11 protein-coding genes are annotated in these 22,879 nt (G+C 40.1%); 1 reads left to right on the top strand and 10 read right to left on the bottom strand.

The features are described 5' to 3' along the window. Positions 1 to 7: 7 nt before the first annotated feature. From K5G00_RS20180 to K5G00_RS20155, 6 genes are all read right to left on the bottom strand, one after another. A complete protein-coding gene (locus K5G00_RS20180; protein WP_238768046.1) occupies positions 8 to 3,043 on the bottom strand; it encodes a glycosyl hydrolase in 3,036 nt (1,011 codons plus the stop codon). Between the two features lie 46 nt (positions 3,044 to 3,089). Further along, positions 3,090 to 5,810: a family 78 glycoside hydrolase catalytic domain gene (locus K5G00_RS20175; protein WP_238768045.1), complete on the bottom strand. Its 2,721-nt coding sequence runs from the start codon at positions 5,808 to 5,810 to the stop codon at positions 3,090 to 3,092. A 56-nt stretch (positions 5,811 to 5,866) separates the two neighbouring features. Beyond that, complete coding sequence (locus K5G00_RS20170; RefSeq protein ID WP_238768044.1) at positions 5,867 to 7,300, bottom strand: RagB/SusD family nutrient uptake outer membrane protein; 1,434 nt, start codon at positions 7,298 to 7,300, stop codon at positions 5,867 to 5,869. Positions 7,301 to 7,317: 17 nt separating this feature from the next. Then, positions 7,318 to 10,542: a SusC/RagA family TonB-linked outer membrane protein gene (locus tag K5G00_RS20165; RefSeq protein ID WP_238768043.1), complete on the bottom strand. Its 3,225-nt coding sequence runs from the start codon at positions 10,540 to 10,542 to the stop codon at positions 7,318 to 7,320. Between the two features lie 14 nt (positions 10,543 to 10,556). Then, positions 10,557 to 12,041 carry an L-fucose/L-arabinose isomerase family protein gene (locus K5G00_RS20160; protein ID WP_238768042.1) on the bottom strand — a complete coding sequence of 495 codons (1,485 nt, stop codon included), beginning with the start codon at positions 12,039 to 12,041 and terminating at the stop codon, positions 10,557 to 10,559. Positions 12,042 to 12,119: 78 nt separating this feature from the next. Further along, positions 12,120 to 13,361, bottom strand: a complete 1,242-nt coding sequence (locus K5G00_RS20155) for an MFS transporter (RefSeq protein ID WP_238768041.1) — start codon at positions 13,359 to 13,361, stop codon at positions 12,120 to 12,122. 102 nt (positions 13,362 to 13,463) lie between these two features. Here K5G00_RS20155 and K5G00_RS20150 point away from each other — a divergent pair, with 102 nt between their 5' ends. After that, entirely contained in the window at positions 13,464 to 14,216 is a 753-nt protein-coding gene (locus K5G00_RS20150) for a GntR family transcriptional regulator (RefSeq protein ID WP_238768040.1), read from the top strand. A 59-nt stretch (positions 14,217 to 14,275) separates the two neighbouring features. On the opposite strand, the gene K5G00_RS20145 is transcribed toward K5G00_RS20150, so the two are convergent. The 4 genes from K5G00_RS20145 to K5G00_RS20130 form a co-directional block, all read right to left on the bottom strand. Then, the gene (locus tag K5G00_RS20145) at positions 14,276 to 17,533 is read right to left on the bottom strand and encodes a S41 family peptidase (RefSeq protein ID WP_238768039.1); all 3,258 of its coding nucleotides are present in this window, start codon (positions 17,531 to 17,533) and stop codon (positions 14,276 to 14,278) included. Between the two features lie 147 nt (positions 17,534 to 17,680). Further along, positions 17,681 to 18,424: an SIR2 family NAD-dependent protein deacylase gene (locus K5G00_RS20140; protein ID WP_238768038.1), complete on the bottom strand. Its 744-nt coding sequence runs from the start codon at positions 18,422 to 18,424 to the stop codon at positions 17,681 to 17,683. Between the two features lie 67 nt (positions 18,425 to 18,491). After that, complete coding sequence (locus K5G00_RS20135; protein ID WP_238768037.1) at positions 18,492 to 21,188, bottom strand: bifunctional acetate--CoA ligase family protein/GNAT family N-acetyltransferase; 2,697 nt, start codon at positions 21,186 to 21,188, stop codon at positions 18,492 to 18,494. Positions 21,189 to 21,507: 319 nt separating this feature from the next. Next, on the bottom strand, positions 21,508 to 22,830 hold the full coding sequence (locus K5G00_RS20130) for an L-lactate MFS transporter (RefSeq protein ID WP_238768036.1): 1,323 nt from the start codon (positions 22,828 to 22,830) through the stop codon (positions 21,508 to 21,510). Positions 22,831 to 22,879 lie beyond the last annotated feature (49 nt).

The raw sequence follows: 22,879 nt of genomic DNA, 5'->3' as shown, positions 1-22,879 counted from the left end.
AAATGAATTATTTTAATGCAACGGATTCTTCTTTCCCAAACTTAATTGTTACCGGGCCAACTAAACCAGAAGGCATGAGTTCATCTTTGGCAGAAAAAGCCTGGTGCCCGGCTTTATATTCCGACCGATCCGGAACACGGCGAACGTTGGTTTTGGTTGTCCATTGGCTTTCCGGCAGCCCGGCATCGCCAATAAGGCGGTTTGCCCAGCAGTTGGTAACTTCAATTTTAATTTGGTTTTGACCTTCGTTTAAAACTCCTGTAAGATCAACAGACCATGGCGCTGTCCAAACGATTCCCATATCTTTTTCATTAATCCATACGTGCGCGATATCGTGGACTTCTCCCAATTGCAAAATGGCAGGGCTTCCAGCCTGCTCTGCAGTTAAAGTAAAAGCATTTGTGTAGGCAGCTGTTCCTGAAAAATATTTTATTGAGGCATCGGCATTTTCATTCCAAAGTGTAAGTTGAGAAAATTCAGTTTCAAAAGGTAAGGCTTCGGTTGCCGGATGAAATGTTACATTCCAGGTTCCTGTTATTTCTGAAGTAGGAGGAACCGTTGCCGCTATTTTTTTTGTATTTCCATCAGCTGTTGTAAAGTTGTAATCACCGTTTTTCCAGAATACAAATTGAGAAGACCCTTCTTTGTTCTCCTTCGTTTCCGGATATTCCGGACCTTCAATGGAAACAAAATGATTTTTTTCCGTCTCTTCCCGGAATACAACAAAAGCAGAACCATTTTTGGGAAGATTAAGTACGATGCTTGTTCTGCCGTCATCTGTTGATTTGTAGCTGGCAACTTCTGTAACTTCAGTGCTTAGAGGATTCCATATCTCTGGTTTTTTATTGTTTACGCGAAAAGTACACTCGGCTTTTCCTTCGCCGGAAACAAAATAAATATCGAGATTGTCTCCTGCCCGGTGAATATACTCGAACGGCCCTTCAAAGTCAGGAAGGATTTGGTTGTCTTTCAGTATCTCTTCCATGTTTGTTCCGGAATAAACTTTTCCTTTTCCCATTTTACGAACCTGCATTTGCCCGGAAGTTTGCGTCCAAAGTTTATTGGCGATGTTACTGATTTCTTTGTCACTTTCGGGATAGTTGTAAATGCCGGGCGCATTTTGCGGTTTGGTTTCCCCCAGAACAATGGTCGCCCCTTCGTTTATCAATTTATCAATTTTTTTCAGAACAGGAACAGGAATTTCGGGTTCTACGAGATCGATAACCAGCATTTTATAGCTCATCCCGTCGGGAAGTACAAGCCGGCCATCTTTTACCGATAAACGGTTTACAAGCACTTCGGAACTTAAAAGATCGTAGGTGAAACCTTTCACGGGAGCAAGCGATGAGTTTGGATTCCATTTTTCGCCCCGTCCCCATCTTACATAGTTTTTATCGCTGACATAACAACATACATCAGCAACAAAATTCCCTTTGCGGAGCATATACTGGCATCTTCCAAGATAATTGAAAATACTGCTGGCTTCGTTCCACCAGGTAATGTTGGTGTTTATATGTGTGCCGGCAAAATATTCATAACCGGGTTTACCAACTTCCAATGGCGAAGCTGTAAATGTATGCCAGATGAAAAAGTTTGCCCCATCAATTAAATTAACATCGGCAAAGGGTTTTAAATAGGCAGGATACTTTGTCCAGTGCCGCCCCATGTGGGTGAACGCTTCAACTGCAATCAGCGGGTGTTCATAAATGTGCCCTGCCATGGCAGTGTACCGAACATTCGATTTTGTATGTAAATCATCGGTACTGGAACACCAAAATTCACCCTGAGCCATATCGTTTCTGCCCCAGAATGTTAATTGGTCAGCTTCTTTAAACATAGGAGCCTCGCGGGGCCATGGACCGCCATCTTCAGAATGCCATTCCATTCCTTGTGCATGGCAAAGTTCTCCAATGGTTTCATAACAGTTGTGTTTAAAACAGTCGCTGATAGTTGTTAAATAGTCGCGCATAAAACGCTCGTTTACTTTGTTGTCTTTCAATGATATTCCAGCGAGGATGGGCATGTATTGTTGTATGTCGTAACCACGGTATTTTTTAAAATCATTTTCGAAATTTACACTCCAGTCAGGCTCTCCTCCTTCCCAGCTTACATTGTAAAAATGGGTTAGTGTAGTTCCCGCCAGCGGCCCTGCATCTTTCAGAATTTCAGAACCCATTAAATGAAAATATTTTGTTACGGCCTCGGTATTTAAAATATCTACACTGCCTTCTTCTCCGATAACATGGAATCCAAAACGTAAGATTTGCCATTCCCCTTCGGGAGCATCCCATTGCAGAGTGCCATTGTCGATTTTTTCAGCAAGATTAATCATTTCGCCTGCAACCGGTGCATCTTCAGATGGTGTAGATACGGTTTTCCAGTTTGTATTTAGATCACTGCTTTTATCAGATGGTTTTTCCTTTGATTCTATTTTTACCGCCATCAATGCAACATCCTGAAAATATTTTTGGTCAGAAGGATTTTCTATAGGAATCGATACTTTGCTTGAACCGGAAATGGTTGTCGAAGTCCAGATGAGTTGTTTCGGACCGTCTTCTTTCATATCCCACGGACCACGAAGAGAACCTCCTGTATTGGCAATGTTAATACTCATTTTGAGTCCCAGCCGGTTGGCTTCCTGCATGGTGTATTTAACCATTTCTCGCCATTCTGGACTCATAAATTCATATTTTATATGAAGTGGAACCGGAATGTGGCCTGTTCTGCCATCGTAAGAATCCCAATAACCACGGGAATCGAACAGCAAAAATCCTCCAATGCCTTTTTTTTGCATTTCTTCCAAATCATGCGTAATCTGTTCTTCAGTTACATTTCCTTTAAGCCACCAATAATAAACCCAGGGTTTGAATTCTGCAGGAACGGAATGAAAATCATTTTCCGAAATATTTATTGTTGGGAGATTTTCAATCTTTTTTTCTTCCTTGATTGAGCAGCTATAACAAATTAATGTTATTAGAATTACTCCAGAGAGAAAAAGTTTTAAATGATATTTAAGATGTGGGTGATAAATCGTTCGTTTCATGGTTTATTCGTTTAATTCGTTCAGATTAATGAATGTATAAATTATTTTATTTTTCGGGATAAGAATTTCTTTTTACTTTAAATGAATATTCGCCAGATTCCAATTCGTGAAATCTAAAACGGGTTTCATTTTGGAGCTGTTTCAGTTCTTTAATAGGCTTTCCGTTTTTGAAAATTGAATCTTGTTTATTAGCAGGAATGAATATTGTTGCCGTAGTATTTGCCGGAACAGAAACGAACCATTTAAATTCGTTGCCGGCATTCTGCCAGTTGCTGGAAATCGGTCCATGAATGGAGTTGTAAGTTGCTTTTGCAGAATCTAAAACGTTTGTTAACTGAGGGCGGAAGATGATGTGTTTGAATCCCGGATTTTCCGGATCGGGTTTAATTCCTACAATTCCATTGTAAAACCAGGCATCAAAACCGCCCTGAAACGGATGATTTTTTGAACGTTCGTCTCCATCTATTTTCAGTCTGTCTTCAAATTTTAATTCGCCCCAATTTTCCCAGAAAGTGGTTGCTCCCCGCGAAAATAAATATCCGTAGCTGGGGAAAGTATTGGAATGTAATATTTTCTTGACTGTTTCTTCAAATCCAAATTGTGCTAAAATTTCATAAATATATCTGCTTCCAAATATCCCGGTGGACACATGATAATTATGATTTTCGATAATGTCTTTGTTCAGATTATTGGCGACAGCTTGTTTGTCTTCTTGCGGTACAAGGTTAAATGCGAGTGCCAAAACATTTTTCTCCTGTCCTTCGTATGTTTTTTTCTCTTTATTGTAAAATTTGCTATTAAAAGAGTTTTTTATTTGAGTCGCGAGTAAAGCAAATTTTTCAGCTTCACTCTTTTTTTCAATGGCTTTTGACATTCGGGATATCACATCAGCACAGAAATAGTAGAGCATGGTTGACGTAAATGCTTTGGGCGTTTCTTCCGGTGTTATACGATTGGGGGAGAACAGACTGCCAATGCCATTGTGAACAATATTGTTACTGGCTATTTGTTGCAGATGATTCATAAAAAAAGTCATGCCATCATAATGTTCTGAAATTACTGATTTATCGCCATAGTAAAGAAACATATTCCAGGTTAACTGGATATAGGCTGCTCCCCAATCAGGACTTTTGCCTCCGCTTCTTCTTCCCGGTACAATATTATCGGGAATTCCGTCTCTGCGTGAAGTTTCAATGTCGACAAGGAATTTCGACCAAAATGTAGCCGCGTCAAAATTGTAGATGGTCATGTCGGAAGTAAGAAAAGCATCTCCAAGCCAGCCACATCTTTCACGGTGCGGACAATCAGTGGGAATACTGTGGAGGTTGCTTTTTTCTGTCCATAAAGCTGTTTTATGCAGACGGTTCAACCGTTCATCAGAACACGTAAATTCCCCCGCTTCTTGCAGTGAAGAGTGAACGACAATTCCCTTAAGATTGTCTTTGGATGGAGTGCCGGGAAATCCAGCCATTTCCACATAGCGAAAGCCATGGTATGTGAAGCGGAGTTCCCATATCTCTGTTCCGTTTCCTTTACAGGTATAACCATCTGTTTGAACAACGCCGGTTGCATACACACCTGTACTGGCAGGATTCAATAACCCGTTCTTATCAAGGTTTTCAGCAAAGCGCAACTGTATTTTTGTTCCTTTTTCGGCATTTACAGTTAATTTTGCCCATCCTGCAAAGTTTTGTCCCATATCGTAAATATAGATTCCGGGTTTTGGATTGGTAATATTTACAGGAGCAATGGTGTCCATTTTTTTTATGGGAGGGATGTTTTGACATACGAGTTTACCTCCGGGAGCTTCTACCAAACTAACTTTGTTCCAATCGTTATCATTAAATCCTGAATTGTTCCAACCAGGTTGTTCCAGTCTGGCATCGTATTGTTCTCCAGCGTAAAGATTGTTGGAGGTTACCGGCCCAGGGGAAACTTTCCATGTTTCGTCGGAAATAACGGTCTTTTCAGTTCCATCGTCAAAAGTGAGCTGCATCTGAAATAGCAACCTTGGTTTACCATAAACTGCATCTCCCCAACCATATCTGGCGCTGTTCACAACGTTCTGGTTATACCATCCGTTCCCCAGCATTATTCCAATCGCGTTTGTTCCTTGTTTTAATTGCTGCGTGACATCGTATACAACATAAAATGTTCGTTGTTCATAATCGGTTTGTCCGGGGTCAAGTACATGATCGCCAATTTTGTTGCCGTTTATACTTAATTCGTAAAATCCCAGTCCGCTAATATATACCCGGGCTTCTTTTAACGTTTTAGAGATTTCTATTTCTTTTCTAAATAGGGGAGCAGTCTGGCTGTTAAATCCAATCCATTGGGCTTTCCATTGTTCCGGTTTCAATAGACCCATTTCCCAATTAGCAGTGATACTCCATTCCGAACGGTTATTATTTTTATCCCATACGCGTACTTTCCAGTAATATTTTTTTGTTGATTGAAGTGGTTTTCCCTGATAGATAATCTGGCAAGACTGATCTGATTTTATTTTTCCGGTATCCCAAATATCGCCCTTTTCATTATTTAGATGTTTGAGGCTGCTGGCAACCAGAATTTGGTAAGCTGTCTGTTTTTGATTTTTTTCTGTTGATTTAATTATCCAGCTTAATTTGGGATTTCGGTTGTCAATTCCCAGAGGATTTTCAAAGTAGTCGCAGCGCAAGCCAGTAACTGTTATACTACTGTCATATTTCTTTACTGCGCACGACAGACTAAGAATTGCGATTATAAAAAGCAAAAAAATCCCCTTCATTTTGTGGTATATAGCTCGAAGCAGAAAAATTCTGCTTCGAGCCTTTTTGATTTTAATTAATAACCATCGTTTTGTTCCAATTCCGGACTAATCTCTAGTTCATCATCTGGTATTGGCATTAAAAGTTCATAGTCATCCAGAGTATAACTACTTCCTATGCTTTCGAAATAGGCATTTAATACTGTTTTTGCCCGGCCTGTTCTGAGCAAATCAAACCATCGGTGCCCTTCATGAAAGAATTCAACACGGCGTTCTTTTTCCATTGCCAATGTAAATTCTTCTTTTGACAACCCAGTAAGATCATCTAATCCTGCCCGTTCTCTAACTTCGTTTAGATAAGGCAGTGCGTCAGAAGTTTGATTGCTTTCATTTAAGGCTTCTGCATACATTAGCAAAACATCGGCATAGCGTAAAGCTGTATAATTAATGCCTCCGTCGCCTGATGTTCCGGTTGAAAAATCGACAAACTTTAATCCGCAAAGCGTGTATTCGTATGTTCCATCTGTTAAAAGCACAGAATCAATTACCGAAGCAGTTTTTCTTTCGTCTCCTTCTTCATAGGAGTCGTATAAATCTTGGGTGGGGCACATGTATCCATTACCGTTCATATTGTTCGGAAAAATTGCCATGTTGAATAGTCCCGGAGTATAACTTGAAGAAAAAGAATTTCCCTCACCAAGATCGCCTGAATGGTAACCAATTTCAAAAATGGATTCATCAGATTCTTCATTTGTTCCGTCAAACAGGCTTCCATAGTCGTCAACCAAACTGTAGGCATTCATATCAATAACTTCTTTTAAAATTCCGGCAGCATTTTCATATTCATTTAATGTGAGGTAAACTTTTCCGAGTAAGGTTTTTGCTGCTCCTTTAGACGCCCTTCCTTTTGAGAGCTCAATCCCGTCCAGCAAGGTCGCTGCATTGGTCAAATCGTCTTTTATTACCGTATAAATTGCACTAACGGGCTGACGTGACATGTCGAAAGATGAAATCTCGTCGGGGCTTCTAAACGCAACATTAACGACAGGCACATCACCATAAAGGCGTACCAGGTAGAAATAGCAATATGCCCTTAAAAACAATGCTTCCCCTTGAAACTGGTTCTGTTTGGACTCACTCATCTCAATGTCGTCAATTCTTGACAATATATTGTTTGAATAGGCTATTGCAGTAAAACAACTTGTCCAGATACTGTTTATGGTACTATTTGCCGATGTTACTTCGGCTTCATCAAACTCAGCAACAACCGAACCCCATGTATAAGAGTTAATTTCGGTATTGTCGGTTAATAGTTCTGCCGGATACATAATTGTTAAATTATGCAGCCCCTGTAACAAGTTGTATATCCCTATAACAGCTGTTTCATAATCGTCTTCCGACTGATAGTAGTTAATTTCGTTGATTTGATATTCTGGTGATAACGAGAGAAAATCTTTACAAGAAGTCAAACTCACCAGAATGATTGATATTATATAAACTATTTTTTTCATTTTTTACAAATTCAAATTTAGAATGAAAGCTTAATGCCCAATGTGTATGTTCTCGCCAATGGGAATGTACCGTAGTCGAGTCCTGAGCTGGTGATGTTATTCCCCGAACTGCTTGCATCAGGATCGTAGCCCGGATAATCTGTAAATGTGTACACATTTGCAACATCAGCATATACAGTCAGGTTGCTCATGGATATTCTGTTTAATAATTCACCGGGGAACGTATAGGAAAGATTAATATTTTTAATTCTGACATACGAAGCGTCGTGAAGATAGTAGGACGAGGTGCTTAAAGAATATGCATAGTTACTACGAATTGCCCTTGGTGTCCTTCCATCTCCCGGGTCGCTTTCCGATCTCCACCGGTGTATGCTTGCCAATTGGTTTTGTACACCAGCACTGTTCATCATGGCGTTATTCATTAAATAAGTGTCGGCACCATTTGAGCCATTTAAAGCGATACTCAGAGAGAAGTTACGATACAAAAATTTGTTGTTAAATCCCCATGTGAAGTCAGGCCACGGGTTCCCAACAATTTTTTGGTCGGCAGAAGTAATGTCTCCATCGCCATTGAAGTCTTCAAATTTTAAATCACCGGGTTGTACATTGGCATGCTGAAGCGCACTGTTTGCAATTTCTTCTTCGCTTTGAAAAATACCAATTGCATTAAGCATGAAAAAACTGGAAATGGGTGAACCAACCTCGGTTACCTGGTATGAGTTATTGCTGATTCTCGCTCCTTCAGTTGCCAGTTTTAGTACTTTATTTTTATTGGCGCTAAAGGTAAAGTTACTTGTCCAGTTGAAATTTTTGCTTTTAACAGGTATGGTTTCAAGTGCCAGTTCAATTCCTTTATTTTCAATATCACCAACATTTTGAGTAGAGCTTGAATAGCCTGATGCTGCGGGTAATTCAACAGCCAATAACAGGTCTGTTTTTTTGTTTTTATACACGTCAGCAATAAGTGATATTCTGTCATCAAAAAGTCCCAAATCCAATCCGAGGTCGATTTGGTGTGATTTTTCCCAGGTCAGGTCGTCGTTGGACAGGGAGCTGGGACGTAACCCAGAGATTTTGCTGTCTCCGTCAACATAATCAGACGAGCTAAGTAAGCCAATAGTTGCATAGTTCCCAATTTGATTGTTCCCGGAAACACCATAACTAAACCTGAGTTTTAGGTTGCTTAGGTTCTCGACAGATTTCATAAAAGATTCCTCTGAAATATTATATCCTCCTGAAAATGAGGGGAAAGTGCCCCATTTGTTGTTTGATCCAAATCTGGAACTTCCATCTCTTCGCACAGTTGCGGTAAGAAGGTATTTGCCAGCGTAGGAATAATTTATCCTGGAAATTATGGATAACATCGCCCATTCCGCTTTTATTTGTGTGCCGGAGTTTACTGTCCCTGCCGAAATGTAGGTCACATAATCTGTTGGAAAATCAGTTGCACCGGCAGAGAGACGGTTGTAGGTGCTTTTTTGAGCAGTGAATCCCACTAACGCGTCGAATGAGTGTTTTTCTTTAAAAACACGCTTGTAATTTATGGTATTTTCATTTAACCATTCAATGTTGTCGGTTTTTGTAACACCAGCAGATGAAGGATAATTGAGTGTTGTATATAAAGGAATAGCAGATGAACGCCAGAGTTTAATCGTACCTGCGTTGTAGTTAATGCCGACGGTACTTTTGAACGTTAGACCATCTAGAATTTTGTATTCAAGATAATTGTTGATCATAGCGTTGGCTTTTGTACGTTCATCAGAATAATTATCTTTATTTAAAACAGTTAAGGGGTTTACCAGCCATCCAAGACCATAGGAAACGTCGTCTGCACTGAAATATGGGCTACCGTCTTCTGCGTACACCGGAATTGTAGGTGAAGCCGCCAGAGCCATCATAATAACACCGCTTTGTCCATAGTGTCCCTCGGTATTTGGGAAAGTTCCGTATCCGTACGACCCGGATATGGTTGAACCTATTTTCAGATTTTTAAGAACCTGAGCATCTAAATTTGTGCGAATGTTAAAACGTTTGTAGTCGGAGGTAAGAACAATTCCTTCCTGGTGGAAATAACCGCCTGAAACAAGATATTTGAGCTTTTCAGTTCCTCCGCTGGAAGAAAGCTGATAGTTCTGTACCGGAGCAACGCGGAAAATAATATCTTGCCAGTCGGTATTTGTTGCTATTGAAGAAGGAGTGCGAAATTCTTCCGGAACTTTGTATGACTGAGGTCTTGCACTGTTTGGATCGTTGGCATCCCCTCCGGAATAAACCCATGCATTATCCCTGCCCTCGGCAACAAATTCTGCATATTCCTGAGAATTCATCATATCCAGTTTGTGTGCTACCTCCTGAATACCGTAAGAAACATCAACATTAAACTGTGATTTGCCCATACTTCCTCTTTTTGTAGTAATAATAACAACGCCGTTGGCTCCTCTGGAACCATAAATTGCCGTTGCAGAGGCATCTTTCAGAATCTCAATCGATTCTATGTCAGACGGATTTATCGATGTTAAAGGATTAATTCGGTCTGTAGTACTTCCTGCCATGTTGGAGGCTGAATAATTTGAGCCACCAAAGCTAAGCATGTTAGAACTACCTTCACCGATGTTAACGGGAAATCCATCGATAACATATAAGGGTTGATTTCCACCGGTGATGGAACTTACACCACGAACAAGGATATTTACATTTCCACCGGGAGCACCGGTGGTTTGTGTAATCTGGACGCCGGCAACTTTTCCCTGGAGCATCTGGTCAAAAGTTGATGTGGAAGGCAGAATCATCTCATCTCCCTTCACTCTGGATATTGAGCCGGTAAGGTCTTTCTTTCGTTGTGTTCCGTAACCAACGACAATAACTTCATCCAAGCTTTTTACGTCTTCATCAAGTGTCACGTCTATCGAGGTTTGTGAATTTATTTCCACCTCTTTAGTTTGATACCCGATAAAGCTAAAAATCAGTATAGCGTTGGGATTCGCAATTTCGACAGAGTAATTTCCGTCGGTGTCAGTAATAACTCCGCTATTGGTACCTTTTACCAGTACATTTACACCGGGAAGTGTTATCCCGTCAGCACTTTTTACCTGTCCGGCAACCACAATCGGTTGCTGCGGTGCCTTTGCGGAAAAATTGGCGTTGGCAGCAAAAGAAATACAAAACACCAAAGAAAGGAGAAAAATTCCTCTCAAAAGGTTGTAATCCTTTTTTTTGTTCAAATAGTTTAGAAAGATTTTCATAAAATTTTACATTTTTAATTGGTTGAATCAGAAGTAATTATTACAGAGTCTATGTTTAAGTAGTCAGCTATTTTGGCAATAGTATTTGCATGATGTCCGATGCCGAGCGAGAAATGATGGGTGGGGCCTTCTTTAATCCAACGAGTGAGAAATGTTTTAATGTCAGGTTTAAAAAATCCTCTTGTATTTGTATTTCCGGTAGGAGGGATCGGCCCGGCGACCGATTCTCCTTCAGCAATCACAAATTTGAATTTCCCATCGTATGTTGAATTGATTGAAAGCATGGTAATCGGGCCTTCTTTTATTTTAAATTCCACACCTGCTCCGTTTCCGGGCTTACCGTGGTATTTTTTTAAACTTCTTAGTACCGGTTTTCCTTCAGCGATGGCAATGTTGTGTGGCCCGTCGTGGCCAACAAGGACAAATCCTTCGTTAAAATCAACGGGGTGGAATTCCGCAAAACTGCCGCCAATTCCAAGTCTGTCCATAATAAGAAGGCCAATAAGTGTTTTTAAATCTGATTCTCCGCACATTGGAAAACCTCTTGAGGTTAACAGTGAATTTCCAACTATCAAATTGGTAAGTACGGTTTGTAATTCGCTGTTTTCCGGACCGTCGTAATAGTAAGCAAGTCCATCGAGCTTTTTTTCTTCTACAAAACGGGTCAGCGCAACGCTTACTTTTGCAGCAACGCGTAAATCTTCGTCCTGAAGTTTCATTGAAATAGGATCGGAAACCGGATCCGGCGTATCAAAAAAGTTAAGTATTAATTCTTCACGTTCTTTTATTTCTTTTTCGGTAACCTTTTTATAACAGGAAAAGAGTTCGTTCGCTTCACACTCAACCACGTGGCTTCCAAAAACAGAAGTTAACATGGTTTCATCGGTATGCATATCGAGCATAGCGTTTATCGGATGACCCAAGTGGCCCAGCTGAGCATTTTTTAAATCGTGAAGGACACGGGCAATCCGGCAATATTCATTGAATTGGATCTCAACTTCCGGATCGTCATTTAATGTTCCTATTATCATATCCGGAACCTTTTTCCCCATTCTTACGGCCACACCCGCAAATTCAGGCAAGGCGCAAATGTCATCGTTCATCAGTTGCATGTATGTTGAGGCTTTTGTATAATCCAGCGCTTTTCTGGGTTGTAATGCGACAAGTACAATCGGAACCGAAACTGTTTTTATGATGATTCCAAATGTGCCGGAAGTCGCATATGTCAGCATATTACAGAAAATCAAGTCGAGGTTGGCAGCCTCCATCTTTTTTACAGTTTCATAAGCTTTTTGCGGATTATCAACCATCCCAAAATCAACAACTGTTGCTTCCTGAATTTCAACTTTATTAATTATTTCTGCGTGCTTTTGCATTAATTCGTCGAAGAGACCGGGAAACTGCTCCCAGTATTTGTCATATCCTACACCAAATACCCCTATTCTTGGAGCGTTTCTCTCTGCATTAAGCAGCATGTTATTTGATTCTTTTTTTTTCATAATAACGCTTATTGTGTTTGTTCTTTACGCACTAAGTTTATTTTTGTAAATTTTTTTTATGATGTATTTTGTGTTGATCTATTGAAATGCTTTTAAGAGTTTAATCTTTGGTATGAATATAATAAACGCAATAAATGCGATGGAATACATCGAACCTGCATAAATCCACACCGGATCATAGGAGAACCGGGAAATAATCAGGCCGATGACAGGATTGAGAATCAGAGATGAGAGTGCACCTGCCGAACCTGAAAATCCGATTATTGTTGATGTTATTGTTTTCCCGAAGATGTCGCTGATTGACGTTATATAGTTGGTAATCCAGAGCCCGTGGGCAAAAAATGCAATCGAGATAATAAGAATCACCCACTCGGCATTTGGTGCTATTTTTACGAGTAGGGCAGGTGCAGTAAGTAAGGCTGCAAATCCCATTATCATTTTTCGTGCGGAGTTCAGGTTGCCGGTTTTTTTGTACATTTTATCTGATATCCAACCGCCGAGCATGTTTGAAATTCCAAGTGCAAGAAATGGAATCCAGAAGAGTTTTCCAATCAGGTTAATGTCAATTTCCCGTGCCTCGTTTAAATATTTCGGAATCCAGAACATATAAAAATAAAATATGGGATCAAGTAAAAAGCGAATTAGTATAAAAACCCAAACTTCTTTTATTTTAAGTATCTCGATGAGGTTGACGCGATTTTGTTTTGAACCTGTATTGTCTCCTTTTTGATTTGTTTGCTCCGGTGTTGCTGCTTTCTGTTTCGGGCACAGCAGCCATGCAGTTACCCAAAAAATGCCAAAAGCCCCGGTAATCAGAAACACACCACGCCATCCGGTAACACCTATTAAATAAACACACAGAGGAGGAGCGACTACGGCGCCAAGTGCTGAGCCGCCTATGGCAATTCCATTTGCAAGTGCTTGTCTGTGTTTCGGAACCCATTCAACAACTGCTTTTATCGCACCGGGAAATGCTCCGCCTTCTCCTATTCCTAAAATGAACCTGAACAGTCCAAACTGGAAAGCATTATTGGCCAAACTGTGCAAGAGTGTGGCAAAGGACCATATTCCTACTGAAAATGCCAATCCTAGCCGGCTTCCATAGCGGTCTATTAATATGCCGCCAACGGTAAACATAATTGCATAGCTGATTAAAAAACCGGTGTTTATAAAGCCGTATTCAATATCGGAAATATGAAAATCTTCTTTAATTTTTATAATGGAGATAGAAAGTACCTGCCGGTCGAGAAAACTTAAGGCTGTAGCAAAGAAGGTCATCGCAACAATAAGCCAAGGTATCCAAGTTAGATTTCTTTTCATTTTAGTTAACGCACTAAGTTAGATTTTGTGCAAATATAAGTAAGAAATATTAATCTGCAAATACGGGTTGATAAATTCTTTACTTTCATCTACTTTTATGGCATGAATTCGACTCATCCAAAATATATTGAAATTTGCCTGGATATTATTGAAAATATTGAATCGGGCGATTTACAACCCGGAGATAAAATTCCTTCGGAAAACGAGCTTATAAAAAAATACAATATAAGCAATACCACAGCGCGGAAAAGCCTTCACGAGATTGAACTCAGGGGATGGGCTACACGAATTAAAGGGAAGGGGACTTTTGTTTTAAACCGCACAGAAGACAAGCACGTTACCCGAACACTGGGATCCATTTATACTACGCGTTCCGGCTTTGAAGAAAATTTGCGAAAGGAGGGATTTAAACCGAAAAGTGTAATCATTGAGAAGACTATACTCGACGCCGGTATTTCGACGGAGATTAGCGGACATCATTATATTATTGAAGGCCCGGTAGTTAAAATTCACCGTCTTCGGTATGCCGATGATGTTTTAATGAAAGATGAAACACGGTACATTTCATTAAAGCTTTGTCCAAGGATTAATATAATTGAAACAAAGAAGCCATATTTTACAATTTATGAAGAAGTGTACAGCCTTAAAATCACCGACATGAAACAGACATTAAGTACGGTAATTTTAGGCCCAAAATCTTCAGATAACTATTTTGATACCAATTCACCTTTGCCCGTTTTTATTTTGGACGGTGCTATTTTTTGTTCGAGTGGCAAGGTAGTGGAGATAGAAAAGTCATATTATCGCGGAGATCGATACAAATTTTCCATCATTGCAAAACCTGAAGTTTATTGATTTTTTGCCGTGAAGAGACAAAAAAAGAGGCTGTTTTGTAAAACAACCTCTTTTGTGAATTATTTGATTTCCTGTTCTATCCAGCCTGAACGATTTGGTGGTTTTGGTGCTTTTACTTTTTTTACCGGATTTTCTTCCAGTTCTTTTAGTAATACTTCTACGGCTTTTTCAATTCCCGGGTCAATCCCTTTTGCGAGTTGCTCCGGACGATCAACTACTTCAATATCAGGATAAACACCAATTCCCTCGATTACCCATTCACTATTTTCGTCGTAAACCCCAAAACGGGGAACAGAGAAACTGCCGCCGTCAACAAAGCGCGCATTACCGGAAATTCCAACCAATCCGCCCCAGGTGCGTGTTCCGATAAGTTTTCCCAGCCCTTTCTTTTTAAAATAGTAGGGGAAAGCATCGCCACCGGAAGATGAATAACCGTTTATCAGCATCACTTTTGGCCCGTCGTGTGCGATTGCCGGAGTAGACATGGGGCTTAAACCATTTACATTCCAGTAACTAAGCGTTTTCCTATTGAGTAAATCAGCCATCACATCGGGGATAAAACCACCACCGTTATATCGATCATCAATTATCAAAGCTTCCTTGTTATGGTATGCATACATTCCTTTAAATAGTTCGCGGTTTCCATCCGTCGATGTGTTGGGAACATAAATGTAACCGATTTTTCCACCGGATAGTTTATCAACCAAAGCGCGGCGCTCCTGCACCCAGTTGTAATGCAATAAAGCCAATTCACTCTCAATTGGTTCAATCATCGATTTGCGACTATCCTCTGCTTTGGGCTCTGAATTTACAGCAATCTCAATGTGTTTTCCTGCCGTGTTTTCCAAAAATTTGTATGGATTATCGTCTGTAGTAACATTGTGGCCGTTTATACTGATAAGATAATCGCCTTCTTTCACGTCTACACCCTGTTCTGTTAATGGAGAGCGAAGAGACGAATTCCAGTTTTGACTGTCATAAATTTTTGAAATTTTGAAACGACCGGCTTTTTCATCTGCAACTATTTTTGCACCCAGCAAACCACCTTCCACACGTTCAGGTTTTTTGAAATCGCCCCAGTTTACATAGGAGTGCCCCGTGTTCGATTCAGAAACCATTTCACTGAAAATATAATCCAAATCCATACGATGCCCTACAAAAGGAAGCAATTGAGCGTAATTTTGTTTTACTTTTTTCCAGTCAACGCCATGCAGATTGTCTACATAAAAATAATCGCGGTAAATGCGCCAGCCGTCGTTATAAATTTGCTGCCATTCTTTTACCGGGTCAATTTTCATTTCCATGTTATCGAGTTCTAATTTTCCGGTTCCGGCTTTTTGTCCCGGTTTTACAGTTGTGATTCCAAAATCTCTGCCTGAGCGATACAGAAAAGATTTCCCATCATCGGCCAATAAAAATTGCATTGTTTTTTCCAGTATGTCTTCTTCCTTTTTATCTGCAATGCTGAATTTTTTTAGACTTCCGTTGTTGATATAAAGTATTCCATCATCAACAGCAGTGAGGTTCCTGTAGTTGCCATTTCCGAGTGGCAATGCAACGATACGATTGTTTATTCCTTCTACGTCAATTTCAATTGTTACTTCCGTTTTATCTTCGTTCCCATTTTTGTTTTCCTCTGTTTTTTCCTCCTTTTTTACCGGTTCCTCATCATTTTTAAACTTGAAAAGTTCTTCGCCATCTTTTTTCAAAATCATGCCATAAATACGTGTTGGGTTATTGTACACATAATCAAACTCAAAACCAGAAAAATCAAGATTGAAATCCCGATCGGAAAGGAAGTAAATATATTTCCCATCACATGAAAATACTGGCGAGTAGTCGTTGAAAGAATCATCGGTTAACTGAATATTTTTTTTCTCCTGAATATTGTAAACCCAGACTGCAGTTAATTCGTTTGGCGATTGTTTTTCATATATAACCCATTTTGAATCGGGCGAGAAATTGTACGTCTGTATTTCGTTGAATGTGGCATGGTCAATAATCGTTTCTTTTTCGCTTTCCACATTCAGGAGTTTCAAATTGAGCGTGCGGTCGGAATACAGCAAGTATTTGCTGTCGGGCGACCATTCACTGTCGTATTTCCACGCAGAAGAGTTTTTGGTAAGCTGCTTTGGTTTTGCCCCTTCTTTATTTTCCAGAAGATAAATTTCATATTCTCCGGTAGCATCGGAATAATACGTAATGTATTTTCCATCGGGCGACCAGCTCGGATAAATTTCCCGAATCCCCTGCGTTTGCGTTAAGTTTTCTGTTACGCCGTTTTCAGCAGGAACAGAAAAAATATCACCCCGTGCATCAAACAGAGCACGTTTTGCTGTTGGAGAAACCGTAAAACTGTGAATATCTTCTGCTACATTTTTAAAATAAGGAAGCAGATTCGGATTATCGAAATTAATATTTACCGTCACTTTTTCGGTAGCGCCGGTTTCAAGATTTGTTTTGTAGAGAAATCCTCCATTTTCGAAAACCATCTGCCCGTTTTCTCCTGAAGGCCACATCACGTCAAAGTCTTTAAATGTAGTAACTTGTTCGACTTCTTTCGAATTTGTATCGTAACTGTATATATTTAATTTTAAATCGCGGTCGGATGCGAAAAATATTTTGTTGTTATACCAAACGGGCCACTGGTCAGAGCCTTTAAAATCAGTAATTTGTTCTGAAACATCTTTTGCCAGGTCGTAAATCCAAAGCTCAGTTGCACGTCCGCCTTTGTATCTTTTCCAGGTTCTGAATTCGCGGTCGACGGGAGTAAAACAAACTTTTTTCCCGTCGGGTGAAAGCGCGGCAAAACCGCCATTTACAATTTGTAACGGCTTCTCAAGTCCGCCATCAATGTTTACCAAATAGTATTTTCCATTGCGTTCGCCAAATTCTGTGCGATTGGCGCGAATCATTATGTTTTTGCTGTCGGGTGTCCAATCCAGTACTACGTTATCAAATCCACCTCGAGGCGGCATCAATCCTACCGAGTTGTAGTAAGTGAGTTGTTTGGGAACACCACCATTGGACGGAATAACAAACACCTGACGCGAACCTGAATATTCGGCAGAATAAGCAATCCATTCTCCGTCGGGAGAAATTTTCGGGAAAAGTTCCATCCCTTCGTGCGATGTCAGATGTTTGGCATTTCCTCCGCCGGCATCTACTGTCCAAACGTCTCCGGCATATACAAATGCTATTAAACTGTTATTAATGTCGGGGTATCTCATCAGCCGCGAATCGTTTGCAGCTGTAGTTCCAAGCGCAATTCCAATAAAAAGAAATAACGCCAAAAATTGTTTTGTAAAATGTCGCATGTTCATTTATTTTTTTAGAACCTAATTGTAGAAATTATTTTTTATTTACACAAGAATGAAAATCATAATCATTCAGCGGCTTTTGAGTTGATTTTTAATCTCAAAAATTGTTTGGATAAAAAGATAACAAAAACACAGGGGAGAGGTTTATAAATACAAAAGTTTGCCTATTTGTTTCATAATTTCTGCCGCATCACCCTGAAGAAATACATCTGTAATTTCGCGTGTGAAATGTGTTTCTTTTATGTTTATTTCAATGATTTTTGCACCATGTTTTTTTGCTGTTACAGGAATGTCGGCAGCGGGGAGTACTTCTGCGTTTGTACCGATAATTAGAAAGACATCGGCTTTTTCAGCTTCTTCGAACGAACGTTTTTTGGCAAATGGAGGAATGGGCTCGTTAAAAAAAACCATGTCGGGTTTTAAAATGCCTTTACATATGTAGCAGGTAGGAGGGAGGTAGTTTAAGTCAGCAAAACTCATATCATATTCAGAACTGCACTCTGTACAAACGAGTTGTTTGTATGTTCCGTGAAGTTCGTAAACATATTTGTTGCCGGCTTTTTGATGGAGATGATCGATATTCTGGGTAATAACCGACTCAAGGAAACTTCGTTTTTCCATTTTTGCCAAAACTTCGTGGGCAATATTGGGTTCAGCATCGCCTAAACTATCGTAAAAAATTTCCTTGATTTTTTTCCACGACTGGAGGGGTTTTTTATTAAAAAATTCAATTTCCAGAAAGATAGGACTGGTTTTATTCCATAATCCGTTTTTGCCGCGAAAAGGGGGAATACCGCTTGCTACTGAAATGCCGGCACCCGTAAAAGCAACGGTGTATTTTGCTTTCCGGATAAATTTTACGGCTGATTCAAGTTTAGCGATATCCATTCATTTTAACATTAACAACCCGGCAGAGGGATAAACCCTCTGCCGGGAGTTATTTTTTGTACTATTTTTACAGGTTTTCAGTAATTTCCTTATTTACAGAAACCGTGGTGTCTTCATTAAACCTGATTTTGAAGTTTAATTTTCGGAAAACTGAAATCATTGGCTTGTTGTCTTTTGTTGTTTCCGCCATTAATTTTTTGATTCCACGTATGTTGGCAATTTCCATGCAGTAATTGGTTAAAGTGTAACCAAGCTCTTTTTTCTGCCATTTGTCGGTAATTAAAATGGCATATTCCATTGTTTCCAAATCCGGATCGGCAATTAAACGGCCAACACCAATAAGCTCTTTTGAGCCATCTTCCTTTTCATGTTCAGCAACTATGGCTATTTCACGGTCGTAATCAATAAAACAGAACTGAGACGCAACTTCGTGCGAGTCGAAGTAGAAATCATATCTGAAACGGTGATAAATAGCTTCTTTTGAACAGCTTGCCAGGAGTTCAAGCCACATGGGTTCGTCTTCCGGTTTTATCGGGCGAAGTGTAATTTCTGTACCGTCTTTCAATGTGCAGTTTTTTATCAGACTTTCCGGGTATGGACGAAGTACAAGATGCGAGTATTCCTTTGCCGGCTGTTTCATGATTTCTTCATCAACCACAATTCGGGCGTCGAGCGCTATCACATCCTCTTCTGTTACAATCAACGGATTAATGTCCAATTCTTCAATCTCCGGATAATCGGCAGCCAGATATGACATTCTGATTAATACTTCGATGAGTTTATCGATATTTTTTGGTGCATCACCACGCCAACCAGCCAGAAGCGGATATATTTTTAATGATTCCAGCATTTGTCTTGCCAGTTGTTCATTTAACGGAGGAAACTCTAGTCGTTTATCTTTAAATAATTCGGCAGTTGTTCCACCCATTCCAACAAGCATCACTGTTCCGAAAATAGGGTCTTTTTTTGTTCCGACAATAAGTTCAATTCCGCCTTTTGTATTTACCATCTTTTGAACGGTAACTCCATCTATTCGCGCGTCAGGACGTTTTTCAGCAGCGGTTTTTACCATATTTCTGAAAGTAGCCCTTACCATGTCTTCATTTTCGATATTCAAAGCAACACCACCAACATCCGATTTGTGGGTAATGTCAGGAGAATAGATTTTTAATACAACGGGGTATCCTTTTTTCTCTGCAATGACAACAGCTTCATCTTCTGTAGCAGCAGGAGTAGGGTGAGTTGTGTCGATACCGTAATCGTTAACCAGCATTTTCGAATCGTCCTCGTTCAAAATCTTTGCTTTTGGGAAAACGTTTTCAAGGTATTTTTTACGTAACTCATTTCTGTCGTATTGGAAGGATACAGGAACTTCTTTTGGTGTTTCATACAACATTTTAAGATTTTGCGAATAGTCGGAAAGAGTCATGAAAGCTTTTATTGCCTGCTCCGGCGTTCCGTAACTGGCAATTCCTGCATTGTTGAAAATCTGTGTTCCTTCCCGCATACTTGCTCCACCTAACCAGGCCGCCATTATCGTTTTGGTTGTATTGCCCGCCATCTTAGCAATTGCATCTGCAGTAGCAGTTGGGTCTGTCATCGCCTGAGGAGTGAGGAGTACCAAAACTGCATCCACATTCTCGTCTTCCAAAACAATTTCAGTTGACTTGGCAAAACGTTCTGGTGTTGCATCTCCGAGCACATCAATTGGGTTTCCGTGCGACCAAAACGGCGGAAGATAGTCGTTAAGTTTTTGCATGGTTTCGTCGGAGAGCTTAACCAATTTTCCTCCCTGTGAAATTAAGGAGTCGGTTGCCATAACTCCCGGACCACCTGCATTGGTTACAATAGCAAGACGGTTGCCTTTTGGAATTCGGCGCCGGCCAACAAGGTCGGTAAAATCAAAAATATTTCCAAAATCGAATACACGAGCCAGTCCCGCTCTGTGGAATACGGCATCGTAAATGGAATCTTCCGAAGCCATAGCGCCGGTATGCGAAGCTGCTGCGGCAGCTGATTCAGGAAAGCGCCCTGATTTATAAACGATAATAGGTTTTTCGCGGGAGAATGCGCGCGCTGCAGACATAAAAGTTCTGGCATTCTGAATCGACTCAACATATAGAACTATGGATTTCGTATTGGGATCCTGACCAAAATAGTCAATTAAATCTCCAAAACTAACATCCATTGAGTTGCCGATTGATACAAAGTTTGAAAAGCCAACATTTGATTCATAAGCCCAGTCAAGAACAGAGGTGCATAAAGCTCCTGATTGTGAGATAAATGCAACATGTCCTTTTTTAGGCATCCCGTCAGCAAAACTAACGTTCATATTTAAGCCGGGAACTAAGATACCAAGACAGTTTGGCCCAATTACCCTCATATCGGGGAATTTTGCTTTTTCAGCTTTTACTTGTGCTTCAAGTACTTTCCCTTCTTCCCCTGATTCCTTGAATCCTGCTGACATTATAATTAGTCCGTGAATCCCAACTTCTCCACATTCGCGCACCAATTGGGGGACAAACTTTGCAGCAGTCATAATAACTGCCAAATCCGGAACTTTTGGTAAACTTTTTACATCAGGATAACAAGGTATGCCAAATACTGCTTCGCGTTTTGGATTAACCGGATAAACAACCCCGTTAAAACCTCCTCCTACTAAATTTCTAAGTGTTATTCCTCCCACGCTGTCGGGGTTACTGGAAACCCCAATAAGAGCAATTCTTTTGGGTCTAAAGATACTATCAAGTTTTTTGATGGCCATTTGTATATATTTTTGGTTTTCTAAATTTTGTATTCAGAACTTTATTGGTCTTAAAGTTGAATAAAAGCGGTCATAAAATTCATGAAAAAAAATCAGGTTAGAAAATTTTACGGGGAGGATTTTAGATTAGGGAGAAAAGATTAAAGTTTATTTAAAATCAGTGAATTAGCTCAAATTTCCCCAAGCAAATATCATCTTTACATGTTTAATAACAATCCTGTTGTAACCTGTTTAAAAACACATGAAAGGCTTAAAATGTAAAAGCGCCCTTTTACAGAACGCTTTTATTTTTTTACCGGATAAATTTAAAATTGTTTATTTATATACCTTTAACAGCAACGTTAGCTTGTATAACATCCTGGGGGTTCTGCACTGTTTCCGGTAATTTTTGTTTTGCCGGTTTAACAAAGAGGATTAAAAGGGTTCCAATCAACACCGCTATTCCGGAAATCGTAAATGCAAGGCTAAAATTGTTCAGATCGCCCATTCTTCCGCCAAGAATAGGTCCGAAAATTCCGCCCACTCCATATGCCAGGAAAACAAAAGGATAGTTTTGCCCTACATTTTTTGCTCCAAATGTATCTGCTGTGATGGTTGGAAACAGGGCAAAGTTTCCACCAAAATTGAAACCAATTAACGTGGCTCCCAGGTAAAGTAATATTTCATTTCCTGCCATAAAGGTGAATAGGATCACCGTTATCCCCTGAATGCCGGTCATTAAAATAATGGATAGTTTTCTGCCAATTTTGTCACTGATGATTCCCCATAAAATTCGCCCCAAACCATTAGCTAAGCTAAAGAAAACAGCCATAGCGGTTCCGGCAATGGCACTGGCCGCCGTTTCACTGATTCCCGATTCCATTAAAGCTTGCATGGGGTAAAGTTTCATAAGTCCGATAGACATCAATCCTGCGCCGGCGCTAAATACAAAGGTTAAAAAGATGAGGTAAAACTGAATTTTAGAGAGCATCTCTTCACTTGAAAAATCTTTAGCAGCTGTAGTCTTTATATTTTTAGAAGTAGTTGCTCCATCTGTTTCGAAATCTTTTGGTTTCCATCCTGCAGGAGGAAATTTCATCCATACTCCGCCAATGATTACCATTGCAGCAAACGCAATTCCGTAAATAATAAAGGTAGCGGAAAGCCCCATGTTTTCGATGAGGTGCCCCCACGAACCGGCAAGTTTTACCCAAAGCATGGCTCCAAATCCGAATCCTGCCACAGCTAGTCCGGTAATCATACCTTTTTTGTCGGGAAACCAACGCATCCCAACGGCAATAGGCACGACATAAGCAAAGCCAATTCCCATTCCTCCTACGATACCGATTAAAATAAGCAGTGTGATGAAATTATCACCGCCGAAAACTCCGGCTAACATATACCCGAGACCGAGGATTATTCCTCCAATCCAGGAGAGTTTTTGAGGTCCCCAGCTTGTTAATTTTTTTCCTGCAAAAACCATAAATAGAGCGAACGAAGCAAGTCCGGCCGAAAAAACCCATTGCGTGTTTTCACTCGACCACCCCGCGTTTTTTAGCGACGGTGTAAAAACCGACCATGCATAAATAGCTCCTAATGCCAGTTGTATAAGAATTGCGCCCAGAATTACAAAGCCCCGGTTAAATACTTTTTGATCATTCATAAGTTCGATTTTTTTGATTAAAAGAGTAAAAAAGAAAGAGTGACAGCTT

Source organism: Maribellus maritimus, from assembly GCF_022267315.1.
In the GTDB taxonomy this organism is placed as follows: domain Bacteria; phylum Bacteroidota; class Bacteroidia; order Bacteroidales; family Prolixibacteraceae; genus Draconibacterium; species Draconibacterium maritimum.
Note: the sequence above shows the minus strand (reverse complement) of the source record. Positions and strands in the feature narration are given on the sequence as shown.